Annotated in this window: 15 protein-coding genes; 10 read left to right on the top strand and 5 right to left on the bottom strand. The window is 73.0% G+C overall.

All coding sequences use genetic code 11. The features are described 5' to 3' along the window. Positions 1–177 precede the first annotated feature (177 nt). Both FFT21_RS28705 and FFT21_RS01175 read left to right on the top strand, forming a co-directional pair. The gene (locus FFT21_RS28705; RefSeq protein ID WP_153816524.1) at positions 178–609 is read left to right on the top strand and encodes a hypothetical protein; all 432 of its coding nucleotides are present in this window, start codon (positions 178–180) and stop codon (positions 607–609) included. 72 nt (positions 610–681) lie between these two features. Continuing rightward, complete coding sequence (locus FFT21_RS01175; RefSeq protein WP_137811811.1) at positions 682–957, top strand: hypothetical protein; 276 nt, start codon at positions 682–684, stop codon at positions 955–957. Positions 958–1,057: 100 nt separating this feature from the next. Here the strand turns inward: FFT21_RS01175 and FFT21_RS01170 are convergent, their stop codons facing one another. Next, positions 1,058–1,852, bottom strand: coding sequence for an Rv1486c family protein (locus tag FFT21_RS01170; RefSeq protein ID WP_137811810.1), 795 nt, complete (start codon positions 1,850–1,852; stop codon positions 1,058–1,060). Positions 1,853–1,987: 135 nt separating this feature from the next. Next, a complete protein-coding gene (locus FFT21_RS01165) occupies positions 1,988–2,479 on the bottom strand; it encodes a YcxB family protein (RefSeq protein WP_137811809.1) in 492 nt (163 codons plus the stop codon). 168 nt (positions 2,480–2,647) lie between these two features. Between FFT21_RS01165 and FFT21_RS01160 the strand changes: the two genes are divergently transcribed. Together FFT21_RS01160 and FFT21_RS01155 are read left to right on the top strand one after the other, a co-directional pair. Further along, entirely contained in the window at positions 2,648–4,069 is a 1,422-nt protein-coding gene (locus FFT21_RS01160) for a sigma 54-interacting transcriptional regulator (RefSeq protein WP_225978007.1), read from the top strand. A gap of 25 nt (positions 4,070–4,094) precedes the next feature. Further along, positions 4,095–6,071, top strand: coding sequence for a vWA domain-containing protein (locus FFT21_RS01155; protein WP_137811808.1), 1,977 nt, complete (start codon positions 4,095–4,097; stop codon positions 6,069–6,071). 96 nt (positions 6,072–6,167) lie between these two features. Here FFT21_RS01155 and FFT21_RS01150 read toward each other — a convergent pair whose 3' ends face one another. Both FFT21_RS01150 and FFT21_RS30470 read right to left on the bottom strand, forming a co-directional pair. Further along, a complete protein-coding gene (locus FFT21_RS01150) occupies positions 6,168–6,716 on the bottom strand; it encodes a hypothetical protein (RefSeq protein WP_137811807.1) in 549 nt (182 codons plus the stop codon). A gap of 103 nt (positions 6,717–6,819) precedes the next feature. Then, complete coding sequence (locus tag FFT21_RS30470; RefSeq protein WP_192909326.1) at positions 6,820–9,717, bottom strand: ATP-binding protein; 2,898 nt, start codon at positions 9,715–9,717, stop codon at positions 6,820–6,822. A gap of 177 nt (positions 9,718–9,894) precedes the next feature. Here FFT21_RS30470 and FFT21_RS01140 point away from each other — a divergent pair, with 177 nt between their 5' ends. Together FFT21_RS01140 and mshC are read left to right on the top strand one after the other, a co-directional pair. Continuing rightward, complete coding sequence (locus tag FFT21_RS01140; RefSeq protein WP_137811805.1) at positions 9,895–11,859, top strand: hypothetical protein; 1,965 nt, start codon at positions 9,895–9,897, stop codon at positions 11,857–11,859. Between the two features lie 85 nt (positions 11,860–11,944). After that, complete coding sequence (gene mshC, locus FFT21_RS01135) at positions 11,945–13,183, top strand: cysteine--1-D-myo-inosityl 2-amino-2-deoxy-alpha-D-glucopyranoside ligase (RefSeq protein ID WP_137811804.1); 1,239 nt, start codon at positions 11,945–11,947, stop codon at positions 13,181–13,183. A 65-nt stretch (positions 13,184–13,248) separates the two neighbouring features. Here mshC and FFT21_RS01130 read toward each other — a convergent pair whose 3' ends face one another. After that, positions 13,249–14,157, bottom strand: a complete 909-nt coding sequence (locus FFT21_RS01130) for a PAC2 family protein (RefSeq protein ID WP_307722887.1) — start codon at positions 14,155–14,157, stop codon at positions 13,249–13,251. A gap of 51 nt (positions 14,158–14,208) precedes the next feature. Between FFT21_RS01130 and metH the strand changes: the two genes are divergently transcribed. The 4 genes from metH to hisG all read left to right on the top strand — a co-directional run bounded on the left by metH (position 14,209) and on the right by hisG (position 19,855). Further along, entirely contained in the window at positions 14,209–17,766 is a 3,558-nt protein-coding gene (gene metH / locus FFT21_RS01125) for a methionine synthase (RefSeq protein ID WP_137811803.1), read from the top strand. A 31-nt stretch (positions 17,767–17,797) separates the two neighbouring features. Then, a complete protein-coding gene (locus tag FFT21_RS01120; protein WP_264081612.1) occupies positions 17,798–18,502 on the top strand; it encodes an HAD family hydrolase in 705 nt (234 codons plus the stop codon). A 95-nt stretch (positions 18,503–18,597) separates the two neighbouring features. Further along, entirely contained in the window at positions 18,598–18,861 is a 264-nt protein-coding gene (locus FFT21_RS01115) for a phosphoribosyl-ATP diphosphatase (protein ID WP_137811802.1), read from the top strand. Between the two features lie 148 nt (positions 18,862–19,009). After that, a complete protein-coding gene (gene hisG, locus FFT21_RS01110; RefSeq protein WP_137811801.1) occupies positions 19,010–19,855 on the top strand; it encodes an ATP phosphoribosyltransferase in 846 nt (281 codons plus the stop codon). Positions 19,856–19,878: the final 23 nt, after the last annotated feature.

The following is a 19,878-nucleotide window of genomic DNA, read 5'->3' as shown; positions in this document are numbered from 1 at the left end:
CTGTTAGTTCACATCGATCAGCGGTTGCTGCTTGCCCGCTGAATGAAACGGGCGAGCGTCACGAATGAGTGTTCCCCAAACGCAGAACTGTGGCGACGGGAACATTTGTGTTTGTCGTTGGTCGGTCACCGATCGACGTGACGTCGTACTCCCGGGATCTACGGAAGGGAAGCAACGATGGAAAAAACACGCAGCCAGAGGTCCGGTTTCGCCGGGCGCGCCGTCCGGATCGTCGCGGCGCTGGCCATGACCGCCGGTCTGGCCGGGGGTATGGCCCTCGCCTCGCAGAGTGCCGCCAGCGCGGCGGCCACGCCCGCGCCGACCGTCGCGGCCGCGCCGGTCGTGCACACCACATCGGCCCCCGAGGTTCAGGCGCCGCAGGCCAAGGGTGCCGTTCCGCAGCAGTGCTGGTGGGGTTGGCACCCCGCTCACTGGGGCTGGGGCTGGCACTGGGGCTGGAACTGGGGCTGGAACCCGGGCTACTGGGGCTGGGGCTGGCACTTCGGTAGCTGGAACTGGGGCTGGAACCCGGGCTACTGGGGCTGGGGCTGGCACCGCACCTGGAACTGGGGCTGGAACCCCGGTTACTGGGGCTGGGGCTGCAGCTAGTACCCGCCGAAACGGCGGTTCCGATCACGCCCTATGCGGAGAGAGGGGATTGCGATGCAATTCCGTAAGGGGATGACGACGCTGCTGGCGAGTTTCGCCCTGGCCGGTGGTGTCGCGCTCGGCGCGGGCGCGACGGCCACCGCGGCGCCCGCCGCGCAGCCGGAAAGCGCCCCCGTGGCCCAGCAGACCACGGCCGCCGTTCCGCAGCAGTGCTGGACCGGCTGGCACCGCACGTGGGGCTGGAACCAGGGCTTCTGGGGCTGGGGCTGGCACGGCGGCTTCTGGAACTGGGGCTGGAACCCCGGCTGGTGGGGTTGGCGTTCCTGGTGGGGCTGGGGCTGCAGCTGACACCCCCGCCACCACGGCTGGCGTCCACCTGACGCCCTGAACGCGAGGACTGTCTCCGGGCGACCGGGGCAGTCCTCGCCGCTGTCTGACGCCGATGCGCTCAGTGCTGGCCGGCGCGGTCGGAGAGGACCCGGACGGCCTCGTCCACCGCGGCACACCGGGCGCGGCGCACGGCGTCCCCGAGCGGCCGCAACGCCTCCGAGCGAGCCGTCGCCGCGGAGGCGGACAGCGCGCCTCCCGGCTCGTCACCCATCGCCACCTCAAGGATGGCCGCCACCTCGGCCGCGCGCTGCAGCACCCGCAGGGACCGGCCCGGCATGCCCTGCGGCCACGGCGGACGCGGCGCCGACCGCACCAGGGCGTTGATCTCCGCACGGGCCCCGGGCCGGTTGCTGGCCACGTCCAGCGCGTGCAGCGTGGCGGCCGCGTCGCGCATCGCGCCGGCCAGGCCGTGCTCGGCCTCGCCGAGCGGAACGTACTCGGGCGGCGGCCCGGCGGGCAGGTCGAACAGGGTCCACCGGAGGATGCCCTCGGCCACCGGGTGCGGCACCACGCCGACGCCGATGTCCTGGAGCACCACGGCGTTGCCCGCCCGCAGCGCCGCGTCGGTGAACGGCCCACCGCCGCCGAGTCCGCGCACGTCGCCGGGCACCGGGAGGACCAGCCGTGCCTCGGCGGCGCCGGCCCGCCGCAACGCGGCCAGCAGCATCGCCGGGCCGGACGGCGTCTCCTCCGGGCCGGGCAGGTCCAGGGCGGTGGCCGTGCCGTGATCGTTCGCGACGACCTCGTGCTGCTCCGCCCAGGTGCGGAGCGCGTCGAGAACGTCGTCGGCGCCCACCACGCCGTGTAGCCAGGCGGAGGTCCACACCACCAACGTCGCGCTCGGACTGGTCACGTTGACCGAGATTACGTGGATTCCGGTGGCCGGGCGCGAGCGGCTCCGGTGTCGCCGATCACGTGCCACCACACCTGTGGTGGACCCGGCTACCACACCCGTGGTGGACACCGCGATCGAACTGCGCGGACGGGCTCAACGACCGGCCGGACCGATGTGCCTGGCGAGCAGTTCCCGGAACCGGCGGGCGTCCGCGGGGTCGGCGAACGCGCGGTGCGGCACGGCGTAGACGGGACTCGCCGCGCCCGGGCCGGTGCGCAGCACGATGTTCCGCGAGGTCTCCGACCAGGCCGGCAGCGCCGACCACCGCACCACACTGCGCGCCTCGTCACCGATGGTCAACCGGATCGCCTGGTCGTCGGCGTGCCCGGTGACCGTGCGGCCGGCCAGCGGAGCGGCCCGGAACGACCGGTGCGCCGCCAGCGGCACCAGCGCCGCCACCACCGCGGCGGCGACCAACCCGTAGCAGCCGGCGGCCACGTCGCCGAGCACGAGCAGCAGCACCGAGCAGGCGGCCAGCGCGCCGGCGAACCACGGCGCCCACCGGTACAGCGGCACCGCCGCGCGCAACGCGTCCCGCCAGTCGGACGGTCGTGGTGACCACTGGAACTCGATCGCGCCCCGCACGGGCCGGCCCCCTTTCCTGGACGAAGTCCGCCCCATTCTGCCGCCGGCGCCGCACCGCCGGGTGGGAACGCCCGCCACCGCCCGCGGACCGGAACCCGGACACCCACGCAGGCGGCCTGGAGTAACTTCACGTCGACCGGCGGCCATGATCTGCGTAGCGTCGGGTGAGTGAGCATCGTTCCCAACGCACCGTCCGACCTGCCCCGCACCGCCGGTGAGCTGCGGGCCGCCGGTTACGCCCCGCGCGGCGTCAAGGCCGAACTGCGGGAGAACCTGCTGACGGCGCTGCGTGCCGGAACCGACCCGTGGCCCGGTATCGTCGGCTTCGACCGCACCGTGCTGCCGCAACTGGAACGCGCCATCCTGGCCGGCCACGACATCGTGCTGCTCGGCGAGCGCGGCCAGGGCAAGACGCGGCTGCTGCGCACGCTCGGCGGCCTGCTCGACGAGTGGACCCCGGTGATCGAGGGCGCCGAGATCGGCGAGCATCCTCTCGACCCGATCACCCCGGAGTCCCGCCGCCGCGCCGCCGAACTCGGCGACGCGCTGCCGGTCGCCTGGCGGCACCGCACCGAGCGGTACGCCGAGAAGCTGGCCACCCCGGACACCTCCGTCGGCGATCTCATCGGCGACGTCGACCCGGTGAAGGTGGCCGAGGGCCGCAGCCTCGGCGACCCGGAGACCATCCACTTCGGACTCGTCCCGCGTTCGCACCGCGGCATCGTGGCCATCAACGAGCTACCCGACCTGGCCGAGCGGATCCAGGTGGCGCTGCTGAACGTGATGGAGGAGCGGGACATCCAGATCCGCGGCTACACCCTGCGGCTGCCGCTGGACGTGCTGCTGGTCGCCACCGCCAACCCGGAGGACTACACCAACCGCGGCCGGATCATCACCCCGCTCAAGGACCGCTTCGGCGCCGAGGTGCGCACCCACTACCCGCTGGAGATCCCCGACGAGGTCGACCTCATCCGCCAGGAGGCCGACCTGGTCGCCGAGGTCGGCGACCATCTGTTCGAGGTGATCGCCCGGTTCGTCCGGCACCTGCGCGAGTCCCCGGCGGTGGACCAGCGCTCCGGGGTGTCCGCCCGGTTCGCGGTCGCCGCCGCCGAGACGGTGGCCGCCGCGGCGCTGCGCCGCGCCGCGCTCACCGGCGAGTCACCCGCCGTGGCCCGCCCGGTGGACCTGGAGTCGGTGCCCGGCGTGCTGCGCGGCAAGCTGGAGTTCGAGGCCGGCTACGACGACGACGCCGACCAGGACGGCGCCGGCGAGGTGCTCACCCACCTGCTGCGCCGCTCCGTCGCGGAGACCGCCCGGGGTCGGCTGGCCGGGGTGGACCTGCGCTCGCTGGCCGCCGCCGTCACCGACGGCCATCCGGTGGTCACCGGCGAGCGGGTGCCGGCCCAGGACCTGCTCACCGCGCTGCCCGAACTGCCCGTCCTGCACGAGGTGGCCGGCCGGCTCGGCGCCGAGCCCGGCGACGCGCCCGGCCGGATCGCCTCCGCCGTGGAACTCGCCCTCGAAATGCTCTACCTGACCCGGAAGCTCGCCAAGGACACCGAGGACGACCGCACCGTCTACGGCTCCTGAGAAGAGCCTTTCGAGAGGAGCGCCCGTGGCGTCGCCCGCACCGCGCTACCGCTACGGCCCCTGGCACGGCGGCGACGACCCGCTCGCCGCGCCACCCGACCTGCGCGCCGCCATCGACGAGCTGGGCCGGGAGGTGATGGAGGGCCGCTCGCCCCGCTCCGCCCTGGAGGAACTGCTCCGCCGCGGCGTGCGCGGCACCCCCGGCCTGGACGAGCTGACCCGCCGGCTGTGGCAGCGCCGCTCCGAGATCCAGCGCCGGCATCGGCTGGACGGCACCCTCCAGGAGGTGCGCAAGCTGCTGGAGGCGGCGCTGGACGCGGAGCGGCGGGCGCTGTTCCCGGACCCGTCCGACGACGCCCGGTTCCGCGAGGCCCAGCTCGACGCGCTGCCCGCCGGCACCGCCGCCGCCGTCACCGAGCTGGCCGACTACGACTGGCGGTCGTCCGAGGCGCGGCAGGCGTACCAGCGGATCCAGGACCTGCTCGGCCGGGAGATGCTGGAAAGCCGGTTCCAGGGCATCAAGGAGGCCATGCGGAACACCGGGCCGCAGGACGTGGCCCGGATCCGGGAAATGCTCACCGACCTCAACGCGCTGCTCGCCGCGCACGCCCGCGGCGACGCCGACGTGCCGCGGCGGTTCGAGGAGTTCATGCGCCGGCACGGCGAGTTCTTCCCCGAGCAGCCGCAGTCCGTGGCGGAACTCGTCGACCTGCTCGCCGCCCGCGCCGCCGCCGCGCAGCGGCTGCTCAACTCGATGACTGACGAGCAGCGCGCCGAGCTGGCCCAGCTCGCCCAGCAGGCGTTCGGCGACGCCGGCCTCGCCGAGCAGCTCGCCCAGCTCGACGCCCAGCTCCGCGGGCTGCGCCCAGGCGAGGACTGGACGGGCTCGGCGCGGTTCCGCGGGCAGCAGCCGATGGGCCTGGGTGAGGGCGCGCAGGCCATGGCCGACCTCGCCGAGCTGGACGCGCTCGCCGAGCAGCTCTCCCAGTCCTACCCGGGTGCCCGGCTGGAGGACATCGACCTGGAGGCGCTGGCCCGCCAGCTCGGCGGGGACGCCGCGGTGGACGCCCGCCGGCTGGCCGAGCTGGAACGCCAGTTCCGCGAGCAGAACCTGCTGGAACGCGCGCCGGACGGCAGCCTGCGGCTCACCCCGAAGGCGCTGCGCCGGCTCGGCGAGACCGCGCTGCGGCAGGTGATCGACCGGCTGCGCACCCGGCGCGGCGACCGGGACAGCGAGCGGGCCGGCGCGGCGGGCGAACCCACCGGCGGCTCGCGGCCCTGGCAGTTCGGCGACACCGAGCCCTGGGACACCCCGCGCACCGTGCGCAACGCCGTGCTCCGAGAGGCCGGCGAGCACCCAGGCCGCCGCGGCGGCCGGGTCCGCATCGACGTCGCCGACGTCGAGGTGGTGGAGACCGAGCAGCGTTCCCGCGCCGCCGTCGCGCTGTGCGTGGACACCTCGTGGTCAATGGTGCAGGACGGCCGCTGGGTGCCGATGAAACGCACCGCACTTGCCCTGCACCACCTGGTGCGCACCCGATACCGCAACGACGCCCTGCAACTGATCACGTTCGGCCGCTCCGCCGGCACCGTCGACGTGGGCGAGCTGACCGCCCTGGAGGGCGCCTGGGAGCAGGGCACCAACCTGCACCACGCGCTGCTGCTGGCCGGCGGGCACGTGCGCCGCCACCCGGACGCCCAACCCGTGGTGCTGGTGGTCACCGACGGTGAGCCCACCGCGCACCTGGAACCGGACGGCGAGCCGGTGTTCAACTACCCGCCCATGCCGCGCACCCTCGCCCGCACCATGGCCGAGGTGGACGCGCTGACCCGGCTCGGCGCGTCGATCACCGTGTTCATGCTCGGCGAGGACCCGCGGCTGCGGGCGTTCGTCGACCTCGTCGCCCGGCGCAGCGGCGGCCGGGTCGTCGAACCCGGTACCGACGGGCTGGGCGCCGCCGTCGTCGCCGACTACCTGCGCACCAGGCGCCGCCGCGGTTAACCCCACGCGGGCCGGAGGACCAGCGTGCCCAGCCGAGTCGCTGCGAGCCCCCTCGACCCGCAGCGACTCGGCCGCGCCGCGCTCCCACCCGGATCATCACGAGTCGGGTGGGCAGGTCCAGCTGCCGGACAGGTGAATCTGGCCGAGCTTGCCGGCCAGCGTGACGTCCATCGTCCCGGTGCGCTCGCCGTCCACGGTGAGCGTTCCCGCCGAGGCAACCGAATACAGGTCGTCCTGACCGGTGGGCGACACCTGCAGGATGATGTTGTTCACCGCACCGCCGGAGTGGGGATCAGGCGCCAGCAGGTAGCTGCCCGCCCCGTGGTATCCGAAGACCATCTTGAACTGCACGTCGTAGTTCCGGCCGTCCACGTCGCCGGTGATCGGTCCGACCAGCAGCGCCTTGCCTGGCGTGATCAGGCAGGTGTAGACGGAACCTGCCGTGGCCTTCCGCATCGTGCCGCTGACCGCGCCGGTGAAGGTCAGGTTCTCCGCGGTGGTCCTGTCGGCGGTGGCGGTGGCCGTGGACGAGCTGCCGCCCGTGGGTTCGCTGCGCGGCCGCACATCGGTGGCCGCCGCGCCACAGCCGGTGGCCGCGGTCGGCAGCAGGGCAAGCCAGCCCAGTGCCGCGCTGAAGCGCCGCATGCGTTCCCGTTCCTTCCCCAATGGCCCGGCGGTGAGGTCACCCGCCCGTGGCGTCCGGGTGATCCTCACCGCCGCGGGTGGCCAAGCAACATCCGGGAAGTCCCTAGTCGTGATGGCTGTCGCGGCTCTCTTCGGGGGCGGGTGACCGCTCGGCGGCGATGGCGCTGGCCAGGGCGGCCCGGGAGGACACGCCGAGCTTGGTGAAAGTCCGCGACAGATGCGCCTCGACCGTTTTCGGGCTGACGAACAACTGATCGGCGATCTGGCGGTTGGTGCGACCCTGGGCGACCAGTTCGGCGATCTGTCGCTCCCGGTCGCTGAGTGCCGCCCGACCCTGCAGCGACGAGCGCCCGGCACGGCCGCCGAGGGCCCGCAGGCGGGTGTCCGCGTGGCGGCGCATGGTGTCCGCCCCGGCCGCCGCGAACAGCGCCTTGGCCTGCCCGAACCGCGACAGTGCGCCGGCCCGGTCGCCCGTGGTGACCAGCGCGTCTGCCGCGGCCATGTGCGCATGCGCCTGGTACAGGCGCATGCCGACTGCGGCGAAGGCGGCCGCTGCCTCCCCGGCGGCGGTGGCCGCACCAGCCGCTTCCTTGTTGGCGAGCAGGAACGCGGCTCGTGCCAGCAGCGCATGCCCCTGCTGGCCGGACAGCCCGGTTACCGCCGCGGCCGCCTCGGCGCGCCGCACCCACCGCGCGGCGCCGATCATCTCGCCGCGCGCCAGCTCGGCCTGAGTGAGGGTGCGGAACCACGAGGCGCGCGTGGGAAACTCGAACCGCGGCAGATCGTCACCCCCGCCGGCGTGGAGCAACGTCTCCCGGGCCGCGTCGGCGTCCCCGTTGAGCAGTCGTGCCTGGGCCAGCATGCCCGCGGCGATCGTCGGACCCCGGCCGGCGGCCGTACCCGCTTCGGCGACGGTTTTCTCCGCCGCGCGCAGGGCGCTGGGCAGGTCGCCGCCGCTCAGCGCGACGGCGACCCCGACGGCCCCCGCCATGGTGCGCAGCTCGTCGCTGCCGACCAGTAACGCCGCCTCGATCGCGTCATCCGCGTGGCAGGCCGCCTCCGCGAGCCGACCGGACCAGAGGTACGCGTAGGCAAGTCCCACCAGCACGTCGGCGAGCACGTAGCTCTGGCCGGTACTGCGGGCGAGATCGAGTGCCCGGCCGAGATGGCGCCGCGCCTCGTCCAGGCGCTCCAGGAACACCTCGGTCCAGCCCACCCGCAGGATGGCGTCCAGATGGGTGGCCAGCAGGCGGTCCGGCGCGTCGTCGACCATGCGCACCGCCTCGTCCAGCTTCGCCACCGCCTCCGCGGTGGATCCGGCGAAGACGCCGGCGAGCGCGAGCAGCGCGGTGGCAGTGGCGACCAGCCGTGGCTGGGTGTCCGAGGCGGCCGAAGCGAGTGCCCGGGCGCCCCAGCGGACGGCCGCGGGGAAGTCGCTGCCGCGCAGGGCTCCCGCGGCCAGTTCCAGCTCCAGTCCGGCCGTCGCCGAGGTTCGCCGCGGCCCGAGGGCGTCGAGCTCCGCGAGCAGCAACACCTTGGCCGAACCGTGCCGGCCGAGCAACCGCTGCACCATCGCCAGCGACGTCACCGCCTCCAGGCGCTGGCCGTCCGGGCCGGGCGGCAACAGGTCAAGCACCTGGTGCAGGATGTCGTGGCTTTCCTGCAGCTGGCCGGCCACGGCGAGGGTGTGGGCCAAGCGCATCCACAGCTCGGGCCGCGCGTTCGCCCGGTCGCCCAGCAGCCGCAGCGCCTGGCGCAACCAGTGCGCCGCCCGGGCGGGAGCCAGCGCACACACCTGCCACGCGGCCCGCACGAGCACGTCAACGGCGCCCTCGTCGCCGATGCCCGCGGCCCGCTCCACGTGGATGGCCTGCACCGGCAGCGAGGCACCGCGCTCGGCCAGCAAGGCCGACGCCCGGGCGTGCGCCCCCAACCGCCAGCCCGCACCTGCGGACCCGTACACCACCGAGCGCAGCAACGGGTGGCGGAACCGGAAACGCTGGGTCGAGGCGGTCGGGCGGACGAGATCGCGGGCGAGCAGCTCGTCCAATGCCACCAGCACGTCCGTCTCGTCGGTCTGGGCGACCGGGGCCACCAGCCCGGCGTCGAACACCTCACCGAGCACCGCCGCCGCCCGCGCCACCAGCCGAACCGAGTCGGACAGGCCGGACAGTTCACCGAGCAGGGCCGCCCGCACGGCCTGTGGCAGCTCGTGGTCCCGGACGTCGCGGTCGCCGAACGCGTCCGGCTGCCGGGCAGGCCCCGTCCGCAGCAACGCGTCCAGGTAGAAGGGGTTGCCCCCGCTGGCCTCGTAGAGCTGCCTGCGCCGGCCCGGGGGAACCTCCGCGGCGCACACTTCGTCGACTTCCGCGGGGGAGAGCGGACCGACCTCGATCCGCCGCCACCATCCGTCCCCACTGCAGCGGGCCAGGGTGGTCGCCAGCCGGTCGGGAAGTTGCCGCGGCCGGTAGGCCAGGGCCACCAGCAGCGGGACCGTGGGTGGATGACGCAGCAGGTGGTCGAGCAACTCCGCGCTGCCCTCGTCCACCCAGTGCAGATCGTCGAGGACCAGCAGCAGGGTCGCACCATCGTGGATGCTCTCCAGCAGCGCGCGCACCGCTCGGTACAGCAGGTGGCGCTCGGCCGCGGCCAGGTCGGGCCGGTCGGTGCCGCCGCCCAACGCGGGAAACACGGTGGACAGCAGCCCCAACCGGTGCTCGCCCAGCGCGGCCAGCTTGCCCGGGTCCACGGTGCCGAGATAATCGTCCAGCGCGTCCACGAACACCGCGAAGGGCAGCCGCTCGAACTCCATCGCCTGGCCGTCCAGCACCACGAACCCTCGCCGCTCGGCGCGGGCCCGCAGGGCGTCGAGCAGTGCGGTCTTGCCCATCCCCGGCTCGCCGACGAACTCGACGACCCGCTGAGAGCCTGCCTGCACCTCGGCGAGCGCCGCGTCCACCTCCGCGAGTTCGGCGACCCGTCCCACCACGCGGTTTGCCACGCCGTGTTGCTCCCGTCCGCCCGCCGTGCCCCGCCCGTCGCCCGGCACGCTTCTCGACGGGCACATCCGTCGGGAAATCCCGGATGTTAGCCGCGGGGCCGGAGCAGCAGGCTGAGCAGCCGCGCCGGGCCCTGCCCGGCGCGGTCCTATCGAGTACGCAGCAGGAGGAGCAGGGCCATGCGAGCACGTCCGGTCGCGGTCGTCCTGGTCGGACTGGTCGCGCTGGTGACGGCCTGCTCGACCGGCAGCACCCAGCCGGGTGGGCAGTCAAAACCGCAACCACCCTCCGCCTACGACCTCGTGCTGCGGCAGGTACACCCGGACGGCACGGTGGACAAGGCCACCGCACTCGCCGCGTTCTCTCTGGCGGTTGCCGCGCTTCCGGACGTGCCCACGCCGCCCGGGCCGAAGCGGCTGATCCCGTCCGGCAGCGCCGCGGTCGCCTGGCTGTTGGCCATTTGGTCGCAGCTCACCCCGGCCCAGCAGCAGGCCGCCAGGCAGGCGCTGGAAAGCGGCGTGGCCCCGACCGCGTTCGCCGCGCCGTCCGCGCAGCCGGACCCGAACATGGCCTGCGCCACCTCGGACTCACCGGACGCCGGCCCCTACCGCCAGGTGCTCGACTCGGTCCTCGGCGATATCGCCGGCCACCTCGGCCGCAGCCTCAGGCTGACGGTGTTCCTGCAGGTCAACACCAAGCAGTTGGAGAACCAGCCCAACGGCAAGCCCAGCGTGATGTACACCTGGCCCTGCCGGGGCACGAAGACCGCCGACACCCGCAACCCGACGGGCTGCACCATCCACGTCAACCCCTACGCGGCGGATGCCGCCTTCGACGACCACGCCCGCAGGTCCTTCCTGATCCACGAGGCCATGCACTGCTTCCTGTACGACAGGTTCGGCATTGCCTACGACAGCGTGGCCCCGTGGCTGGCCGAGGGCATCCCGACCTGGGCGCAGACCGCGCTCAATGGCGCCGACCCGGTGGTTACCAGCCACTGGGACGCGTACCTCCAGTTGGACAAGACGTCGCTGTTCCAGCGGACCTACGACGCCGTCGGATACTTCGCCCAACTGGCCAACTCCGGGGTCGACGTGTGGCACCGGGTGGACCCGATGACGGACGCCTTCCTGCACGGTGGCAACAACGCGGCCTGGCAGGCCACCGGGGCGGGGGACGACTTCGTCAACTCCTGGGGACCGGGCTACGCGCGGGGCCGCCATCCGGGCAGGCACTGGGATATCACCGGGTACGGGGTGCCGGGCACGAAGCCGAGCGCCGTGCACTTCGACCTGCTCAACGCGACCACCGCCGAGGCCGCCGCACCCGTGGCCGGTGTCGACCTGGTGGAGCTGAACCTTTCCTCCGACGTGGTCACCTTCGCCGCGGACCCGGGGACGCAGGGCCTGTTCGGCGCCGCCGACGGCAGCGAGCGCCCCATCACCGCGCTGATCGGCAGCGACCTGTGCACCCGGCCCGGCGGCTGCACCTGCCCGAAGGGCAGCGCCGGCGACGGCACCGAGTTGCCCGCGCTGGCCAGGGGGCTGGGCTACCTCGGGATCAGCGGCGGCCTCAGGTCGGTTCGGGTCGGCGTGGTGGGCACCAGCCTGGACGACTTCTGCACGAAGCCCAGGCAGAGTTGCCTGGTTGGCACCTGGACCAGCGTCGGGTTCGACATCTCCTCCGGCGGTGGAGCCATCACCGAGCACGGTGGCGCCGGAGTGGTGCTCCGCATCGCGGCGACCGGAGCCGCGACCGTCGACTTCAGCCCTATGCAGCCGATCGTGTTCAACGCCAAGGACGCCGCGGGCACCCTTCGCTACGACGGGACCGGGTCCGGCCGGATGACCCTGCCGCCCCCGACGGTCACGACCGGAACGTTCGGCGACGCGCACGGCGACTTCGACAACATCGTGGTGACGGTGGCGATCAGCAGCCCGATCCAGGCAACGGTGCTCGACCACAAGCCGCTCAGCGACATCCTTGGCCTGGCGCAGGGACTCACCCAGGGGCTGGGCGGTATCGACAGCAGCCCGCTGCTCGGGCCGGGCGGCTTCACCTGCTCGAAGACCTCCCTGACTATCACCCCACCGCCGGGCTCCCAGGTCGACGGCACATGGACACTGTCCCGCACCGGTCCCTGAGCCGGCCGGAGCGTTCCTGACCTCGCCACGGTCCGGAATCCGGGCGCGGCTGACCGGGTGAGACCGCACGGCTATCGTCGGTGCCATGCAAAGTTGGTCATCGCTCCCCGTCCCGAGGGTTCCCGGCACTCCCCGCCCGCTGCGGTTGTACGACACCGCGACCGGTGAGGTCCGCCCGACGGCACCGGGGAGGACGGCCAAGATGTACGTGTGCGGCATCACGCCGTACGACGCCACCCACCTCGGCCACGCCGCCACCTACCTCGCCTTCGACCTGGTCCACCGGCAGTGGCTGGACAACGGCCACGAGGTGCACTACGTGCAGAACGTCACCGATGTCGACGACCCGCTGCTGGAGCGCGCCCAGCGGGACCAGGACGACTGGGTGGTGCTCGGCATGCGGGAGACCGCGCTGTTCCGCGAGGACATGGAGGCGCTGCGGGTGCTGCCGCCGCGGGACTTCGTCGGCGCCGTCGAGTCCATCCCGGGCATCGTCGAGGTGATCGGCAAGCTGCTGGCCAACAGCTCCGCCTACCGGGTAGACGACCCGGACCACCCGGACATCTACTTCGACCATACCGCCACCGGCCGGTTCGGCTACGAGTCCCACTACGACGAGGCCACCATGCGGGCGGTGTTCCCGGACCGCGGCGGCGACCCGGACCGGCCGGGCAAGCGGCACCCGCTGGACGCCCTGCTGTGGCGGGCCGCCCGGGACGGCGAGCCGTACTGGGAGTCCGACCTGGGGCCCGGCCGGCCCGGCTGGCACATCGAGTGCAGCGTCATAGCGCTGGACAAGCTCGGCATGCCCTTCGACGTTCAGGGCGGCGGCTCCGACCTGGCGTTTCCGCACCACGAGTTCAGCGCCGCGCACGCCGAGTCGCTCACCGGCGAGTACCCGTTCGCCCGGCACTACTGCCACGCCGGCATGATCGGCCTGGACGGCGAGAAGATGTCCAAGTCGCGCGGCAACCTGGTGTTCGTGTCCCGGCTGCGCGCCGACCGCGTGGCGATGATGGCCGTCCGGCTGGCCCTGCTCGCCGGGCACTACCGCAGCGACCGCGAGTGGACCGGCGACCTGCTCACCCGGGGCCAGGCCCGGCTCGCCCGGTGGCAGGACGCCACCGCGCTGGCCACCGCGCCGCCCGCCGAGCAGACGGTCGCCCGGCTGCGCGACCGCCTCGCCGACGACCTCGACACGCCCGGCGCGCTGGCCGTGGTGGACGCCTGGGTCGACGACGCGCTCACCCGAGGCGGCGACGACCCGGACGCCCCCCGACTGGTCCGCGACGCGGTGGACGCGCTGCTCGGCGTCGCCCTCTGAACGAGTTGCCCCCCCGGTCGGCGGCGGACCGCAGCCCGGGGCCGGCACGCGCTCGCCGCGCCGGGCTACGCCCCGGTCGGCCCGGGGCCGGACCCCCGACCGGGGCCCCGGCCGCGGCGGCGCAGGTAGCGCTCGAACTCGGCGGCGATCGCGTCGCCGCTGGCCTCCGCCAGCCGGATTTCCGCGTCCCCGCGCTCCTCCAGCGCGCGCACGTAGTTGCGCACGTCCTCGTCCTCGTCGGCCATCTCGCTGACCGTCTGCTCCCACTCCTCGGCCTGCTCCGGGAGGGTGCCCAGCGGCACCTCCACGTCGAGCACCTCCTCCACGCGGTGCAGCAGTGCGAGGGTGGCCTTCGGCGCCGGCGGCTGGGAGACGTAGTGCGGCACGGCCGCCCAGAACGAGATCGCCGGCACGCCGGCCCGTACGCACGCGTCCTGCAACACGCCGACGATCCCGGTCGGGCCCTCGTAGCGGGACCGCTCCAGCCCGAACTTGGCCGCCGACTCGGCGTCGTAGGCCGTTCCGGTGACCGGGACCGGCCGGGTGTGCGGAGTGTCCGCCAGCAAGGCGCCCAGCGTCACCACCGTGGTGATGCCCAGCCGCTCGACGTGCTCCAGCAACTCGCTGCAGAACTTCCGCCACCGCATGTTCGGCTCGATGCCGTGCACCAGCACCACGTCGAAGGCCGAGCCCGGCGGCCGGCACACCGACAGACGCGTCGTGGGCCACTCGATACGCCGAGTAATACCGTCCACCATACGGACTGTGGGGCGTGTCACTTGGAAGTCGTAGTAATCGTCGGGATCGATCTCCGCGAGCGGGTCCGCGTCCCAGGTGAGCTGGAGGTGTTCGATCGCGGTACTTGCGGCGTCGCCAGCGTCGTTCCAGCCCTCGAACGCCGCCACCATGACGGGCTCGACAAGCTCGGGCGGGTCGGCCGCGATGGCCTCTGACTGCAGGTCCGGATCGGTCACCGGGTCAGCCTACGACCAATTTTCCAGCCGCATGACCCTAGGCTAGTGGGCATGTCTGATCGCGTTGTCTCACCGCTGCTAGACATGCTCTCCGACCGCGTCGTTGTCGCCGATGGTGCCATGGGGACGGCATTGCAGTCCCAGTCGCTGACGCTGGATGACTTCGGGGGCCTGGAAGGGTGCAACGAGATCCTCAACGTCACCCGGCCGGACGTCGTTCGTGCGGTTCACCGCGGCTACCTGGACGCGGGCGCCGACGCGATCGAGACCAACACCTTCGGTGCCAACCTCGCCAACCTCGGTGAGTACGGCATCGCCGACCGCATCCGGGAACTGGCCGAGGCGGGCGCCCGGCTGGCCCGCGAGACCGCCGACGAGTACACCGAGCCCGACCGGCCGCGGTTCGTGCTGGGCTCCGTCGGACCGGGCACCAAGCTCCCGACGCTGGGACACGCCCCGTTCACCGCGCTCCGCGACGCCTACCTCGAACAGGTGCGCGGCATGCTGGCCGGCGGCATCGACGCGGTGCTCGTGGAGACCTGCCAGGACGTGCTGCAGGCCAAGGCCGCGGTCATCGCCGCGAAGCGGGCGATGACCGCCGAGGGCCGCACCGTGCCGCTGATCACCCAGGTGACCGTGGAGACCACGGGCACCATGCTACTGGGCACCGAGATCGGCGCCGCGCTGGTCGCCCTGGAACCGCTGGGCATCGACCTGATCGGGCTCAACTGCGCCACCGGCCCCGCGGAGATGAGCGAACACCTCCGCCACCTGTCCAAGCACGCCCGCGTCGACGTGTCCGTGATGCCCAACGCCGGCCTGCCCGAACTCGGCCCGGACGGCGCGGTCTACCCGCTGCAGCCGGACGAGCTGGCCGAGGCGCTGGCCGGGTTCGTCCGCGAGTTCGGCGTGCGGCTGGTCGGCGGCTGTTGCGGCACCACCGACGAGCACGTGCGCGCGGTCGCCGAGGCGGTCCGCGAGGTCACCCCCGCCAACCGCCGGCCGCGCCCCGAGCCCGGGGTCTCCTCGCTGTACCAGGCCATGCCGTTCCAGCAGGACGCCAGCGTGCTGATGATCGGTGAGCGGACCAACGCCAACGGCTCCAAGGCCTTCCGCGAGGCCATGACCGCCGGCCGGTACGAGGACTGCGTGGAGATCGCCCGGGAGCAGACCCGGGACGGTGCCCACCTGCTCGACCTGTGCGTCGACTACGTCGGCCGGGACGGCGTGGTGGACATGACGGAGCTGGCCGAGCGGCTGGCCACCGCGTCCACCCTGCCGATCATGCTCGACTCCACCGAGCCGCCGGTGCTCGCCGCCGGGCTGGAACGGCTCGGCGGGCGCTGCGCGGTCAACTCGGTCAACTTCGAGGACGGCGACGGCCCGGAGTCCCGCTACCACAAGATCATGGAGCTGGTCTCCGAGTACGGCGCCGCCGTGGTCGCGCTGTGCATCGACGAGCAGGGCCAGGCGCGCACCGCCGAGCACAAGGTCGCCGTGGCCGACCGGCTGATCCGGGACCTCACCGGGCGGTGGGGCATGCGCGTCTCCGACATCATCGTCGACTGCCTCACCTTCACCATCGCCACCGGCCAGGAGGAGAGCCGCAAGGACGCGATGGAGACCATCGACGCGATCCGCGAGCTCAAGCGCCGGCACCCCGACGTGCAGACCACGCTGGGCGTGTCCAACGTCTCCTTCGGACTCAACGCCGCCGCCCGCCAGGTGCTCAACTCGGTGTTCCTGCACGAGTGCGTGCAGGCCGGGCTGTCCACCGCGATCGTGCACGCCTCCAAGATCCTGCCCATCGCGCGGATCCCGGAGGAGCAGCGGCACGCCGCGCTGGACCTGATCTACGACCGGCGCCGCGAGGGCCACGACCCGCTGCAGCACTTCATGTCGCTGTTCGAGGGCGTCACCGCGTCCTCGAACAGGCAGAGCCGCGCCGCGGAACTCAAGGCGCTGCCGCTGTTCGAGCGGCTGGAGCGGCGGATCGTCGACGGCGAGCGCAACGGCCTGGCCGACGACCTCGACGAGGCGCTCACCCAGCGGCCCGCCCTGGAGATCATCAACGACACCCTGCTCGCCGGCATGAAGACCGTCGGCGACCTGTTCGGCTCCGGGCAGATGCAGCTGCCGTTCGTGCTGCAGTCGGCCGAGGTGATGAAGGAGGCCGTGGCCCTGCTCGAGCCGCACATGGAGAAGACGGACAACTCGGGCAAGGGCAGGATCGTGCTCGCCACGGTCAAGGGCGACGTGCACGACATCGGCAAGAACCTGGTGGACATCATCCTGTCCAACAACGGCTACGACGTGGTCAACATCGGCATCAAGCAGCCGATCACCTCGATCATCGAGGCCGCCGAGGAGAACAACGCGGACGCGATCGGCATGTCCGGGCTGCTGGTGAAGTCCACCGTGGTGATGAAGGAGAACCTGGAGGAGCTGAACTCCCGCGGCCTGGCGCGGAAGTGGCCGGTGCTGCTCGGCGGCGCCGCGCTGACCCGCACCTACGTGGAGAACGACCTGGCCGAGATGTACCAGGGCGACGTCCGCTACGCCAAGGACGCCTTCGAGGGCCTGCGGCTGATGGACAAGCTGATGGCCGTCAAGCGCGGCGAGCAGCCGGCCCGCGACCCCGAGGAGGAGGCCAAGGCGGCGGAGCGGAAGGCCCGCCGGGAGCGCTCGCTGCGCATCGCCGCGGAACGCCGGGCCCGGGAGGAGGCCGAGGGCGAGCCGCAGCCGGCCCGCTCCGACGTGGCCACCGACGTGCCCATCCCCACCCCGCCGTTCTGGGGTAGCCGGGTGGTCAAGGGCATCCCGGTGGCCGACTACTCCGCGATGCTGGACGAGCGGGCCACCTTCATGGGCCAGTGGGGACTGCGCGGGGCCCGGGGCGGCGCCGGGCCCACGTACGAGGAACTGGTCGAGACCGAGGGCCGGCCCCGGCTGCGCTACTGGCTGGACCGGCTGGCCACCGAGGGGGTGCTGCAGCACGCCGCGGTGGTCTACGGCTACTTCCCGTGCGTGTCCGAGGGCGACTCGGTGATCATCCTGGACGGCGACGCCCCGGACGCGAGGGAGCGCTGCCGGTTCACCTTCCCGCGGCAGCGGCGGGACCGGCGGCTATGCCTGGCCGACTTCTTCCGGCCCTGGGATCTGGCGCTGCGTGAGGGCAGGGTCGACGTGATCGCCTTCCACCTGGTCACCATGGGCCAGCCGATCGCCGACTACGCCCAGGAGCTGTTCGTCAAGGACGCCTACCGGGACTACCTGGAGGTGCACGGCCTGGGTGTGCAGCTCACCGAGGCGCTGGCCGAGTACTGGCACCGCAGGGTGCGCGAGGAGCTGCGCTGGTCCGGCGGCGCGTCGGTGGCCGAGGAGGACCCGGAGGACATCGAGGAGTTCTTCAAGCTCGGCTACCGGGGCGCCCGCTTCTCCCTGGGCTACGGGGCCTGCCCCGCCCTCGAGGACCGCGCCAAGATCGTCGACCTGCTCGACCCGCAGCGCATCGGCGTGAAGCTCTCCGAGGAGTTCCAGCTCCACCCGGAGCAGTCCACCGACGCGCTGATCGCGCACCATCCGGAGGCCAAGTACTTCAACACCTGATCGGGACCCGAACCGGAAAGGGGAAACCGGGGTGGACCAACGCTCCGGGCCGCGCGGCCGCGACCGGCTGCCGGCCGCCGTGCTGTGGGACATGGACGGCACGCTGGTCGACTCGGAAAAGGTGTGGGACATCTCCCTGCACGAGCTCGCCGAGCACCTCGGCGGTCGGCTGTCCCGGCACACCAGGGAGGCGATGGTCGGCTCCAACTCCGACCGCACGCTGCGGCTGCTGTTCGCGGAGATCGGCAAGCCACCCGAGGCCGAGGCGCTGGCCGAGGCCGGCGGGTGGCTTGCCGCGCGGACCGCGGAGCTGTTCCGCGCCGGGCTACCCTGGCGGCCCGGCGCGGGCGAGGCGCTGCGCGCGATCCGGGACGCGGGCCTGCCCACCGCCCTGGTCACCTCCACGGTACGGGAGCTGACCGAGCTGGCGCTGGACACCATCGGGCGCGAGTTCTTCGACGTCGTGGTGTGCGGCGACGAGGTGGACGGGAACAACAAGCCGCACCCGGAGCCCTACCTGCGGGCCGCGCGGCTGCTCGGCGTGCCGACCACCGACTGCGTGGCCGTGGAGGACTCGCCCACCGGGGTGAGCGCGGCGGTGGCCGCCGGCTGCACGGTGCTCGTCGTGCCCTGCGACGTGTCCGTGCCCCCGGGGGAGCGGCGGGTGTTCCGCGACTCGCTGCTCGGCCTGGACGTCGACGAGCTGGGCCGGCTGCTGCGCCCGGCCGCCGCCTGACGACCGGCGCGGGGCCCGCCCGGCGGGACCCCGGTCGGGCTGTGCGCCCGGGGCAGGTCCCCGCCGCCGTGACCAGGATGAAAGGATCCTGCTCCGTGAAGACGTTCGACGAGTTGTTCGCCGAGCTCAGCGAGCGCGCCCGCACCCGACCGTCCGGTTCGGGCACCGTGGCCGCCCTGGACGCGGGAGTGCACGCGCAGGGCAAGAAGGTGCTTGAGGAGGCCGGCGAGGTGTGGATCGCCGCCGAGCACGAGTCGGACGACCGGCTGGCCGAGGAGATCTCCCAGCTCCTCTACCGCGTTCAGGTGCTCATGCTCGGGCGCGGGCTGGCCCTCGACGACGTGTACCGATACCTGTGAGCGCCGTTCCGAACCGGCCCAGCGACCGCGGGCCGGGGGCTGGCGGGAGCGGCCCGTGCGGTGACGGGGCCGTCGACCGCAGCCGGCCGGCCGGAACAGCGCGAACATCGGACAAGACACCGTGACCACGCGCCAGGGGAGGCCCAAGATGCTGCGCGTCGCCGTACCCAACAAGGGAGCGCTGGCCCAGCCGGCGTCGGAGATGCTTGCCGAGGCGGGGTACCGGCAACGCCACGAGCAGCGGGACCTCACCGTGCTCGACCCCACCAACAACGTCGAGTTCTTCTTCCTGCGGCCCAAGGACATCCCGATCTACGTCGGCTCCGGCGAGCTGGACCTGGGCATCACCGGCCGGGACCTGGCCAGGGAGTCCGGCGCGCCGGTCAGCGAGCGGCTGGAGCTGGGCTTCGGCAACTCCACGTTCCGCTACGCCGCCCCGGCCGGGCGCGAGTGGACCGTCGGGGACCTGCAGGGCAAGCGGCTGGCCACCGCCTACCCGCGGCTGGTCGGCCAGGATCTCGCCGAGCGCGGCATCACCGCCGAGGTGATCGAGCTCGACGGTGCGGTGGAGATCTCGGTGCAGCTCGGCGTCGCCGACGTGATCGCCGACGTGGTGGGATCCGGTCGCACGCTGCGGCAGCACGGCCTGGTCGCGTTCGGCGAGCCGATCTGCGTGTCCGAGGCGGTGCTGGTGCAGCAGGCCGGTGGGCCGGACACCCCGGCCAAGGCCCAGCTCGCCGCCCGGCTGCGCGGTGTGGTGTTCGCCCAGCAGTACGTCATGCTGGACTACGACTGTCCCAAGCAACTGCTGGAGAAGGCGGTCGATCTCACCCCGGGCCTGGAGTCGCCGACCATCGCGCCGCTGGCCGACGAGAACTGGGTGGCGGTGCGCGCCATGGTGCGCCGCAAGGACGCCAACTCGATCATGGACGAGCTGGCCGCGCTCGGCGCCAAGGCGGTGCTCGCCTCGGACATCCGCTCCTGCCGCCTCTGACGCCGACCGGGCTGCGTCACCGG

Origin of the sequence: Gandjariella thermophila, from assembly GCF_005405885.1 — a bacterium.
GTDB classification, from domain to species: Bacteria; Actinomycetota; Actinomycetes; order Mycobacteriales; family Pseudonocardiaceae; genus Gandjariella; species Gandjariella thermophila.
This window is presented reverse-complemented; position numbering and strand designations above follow the sequence as displayed.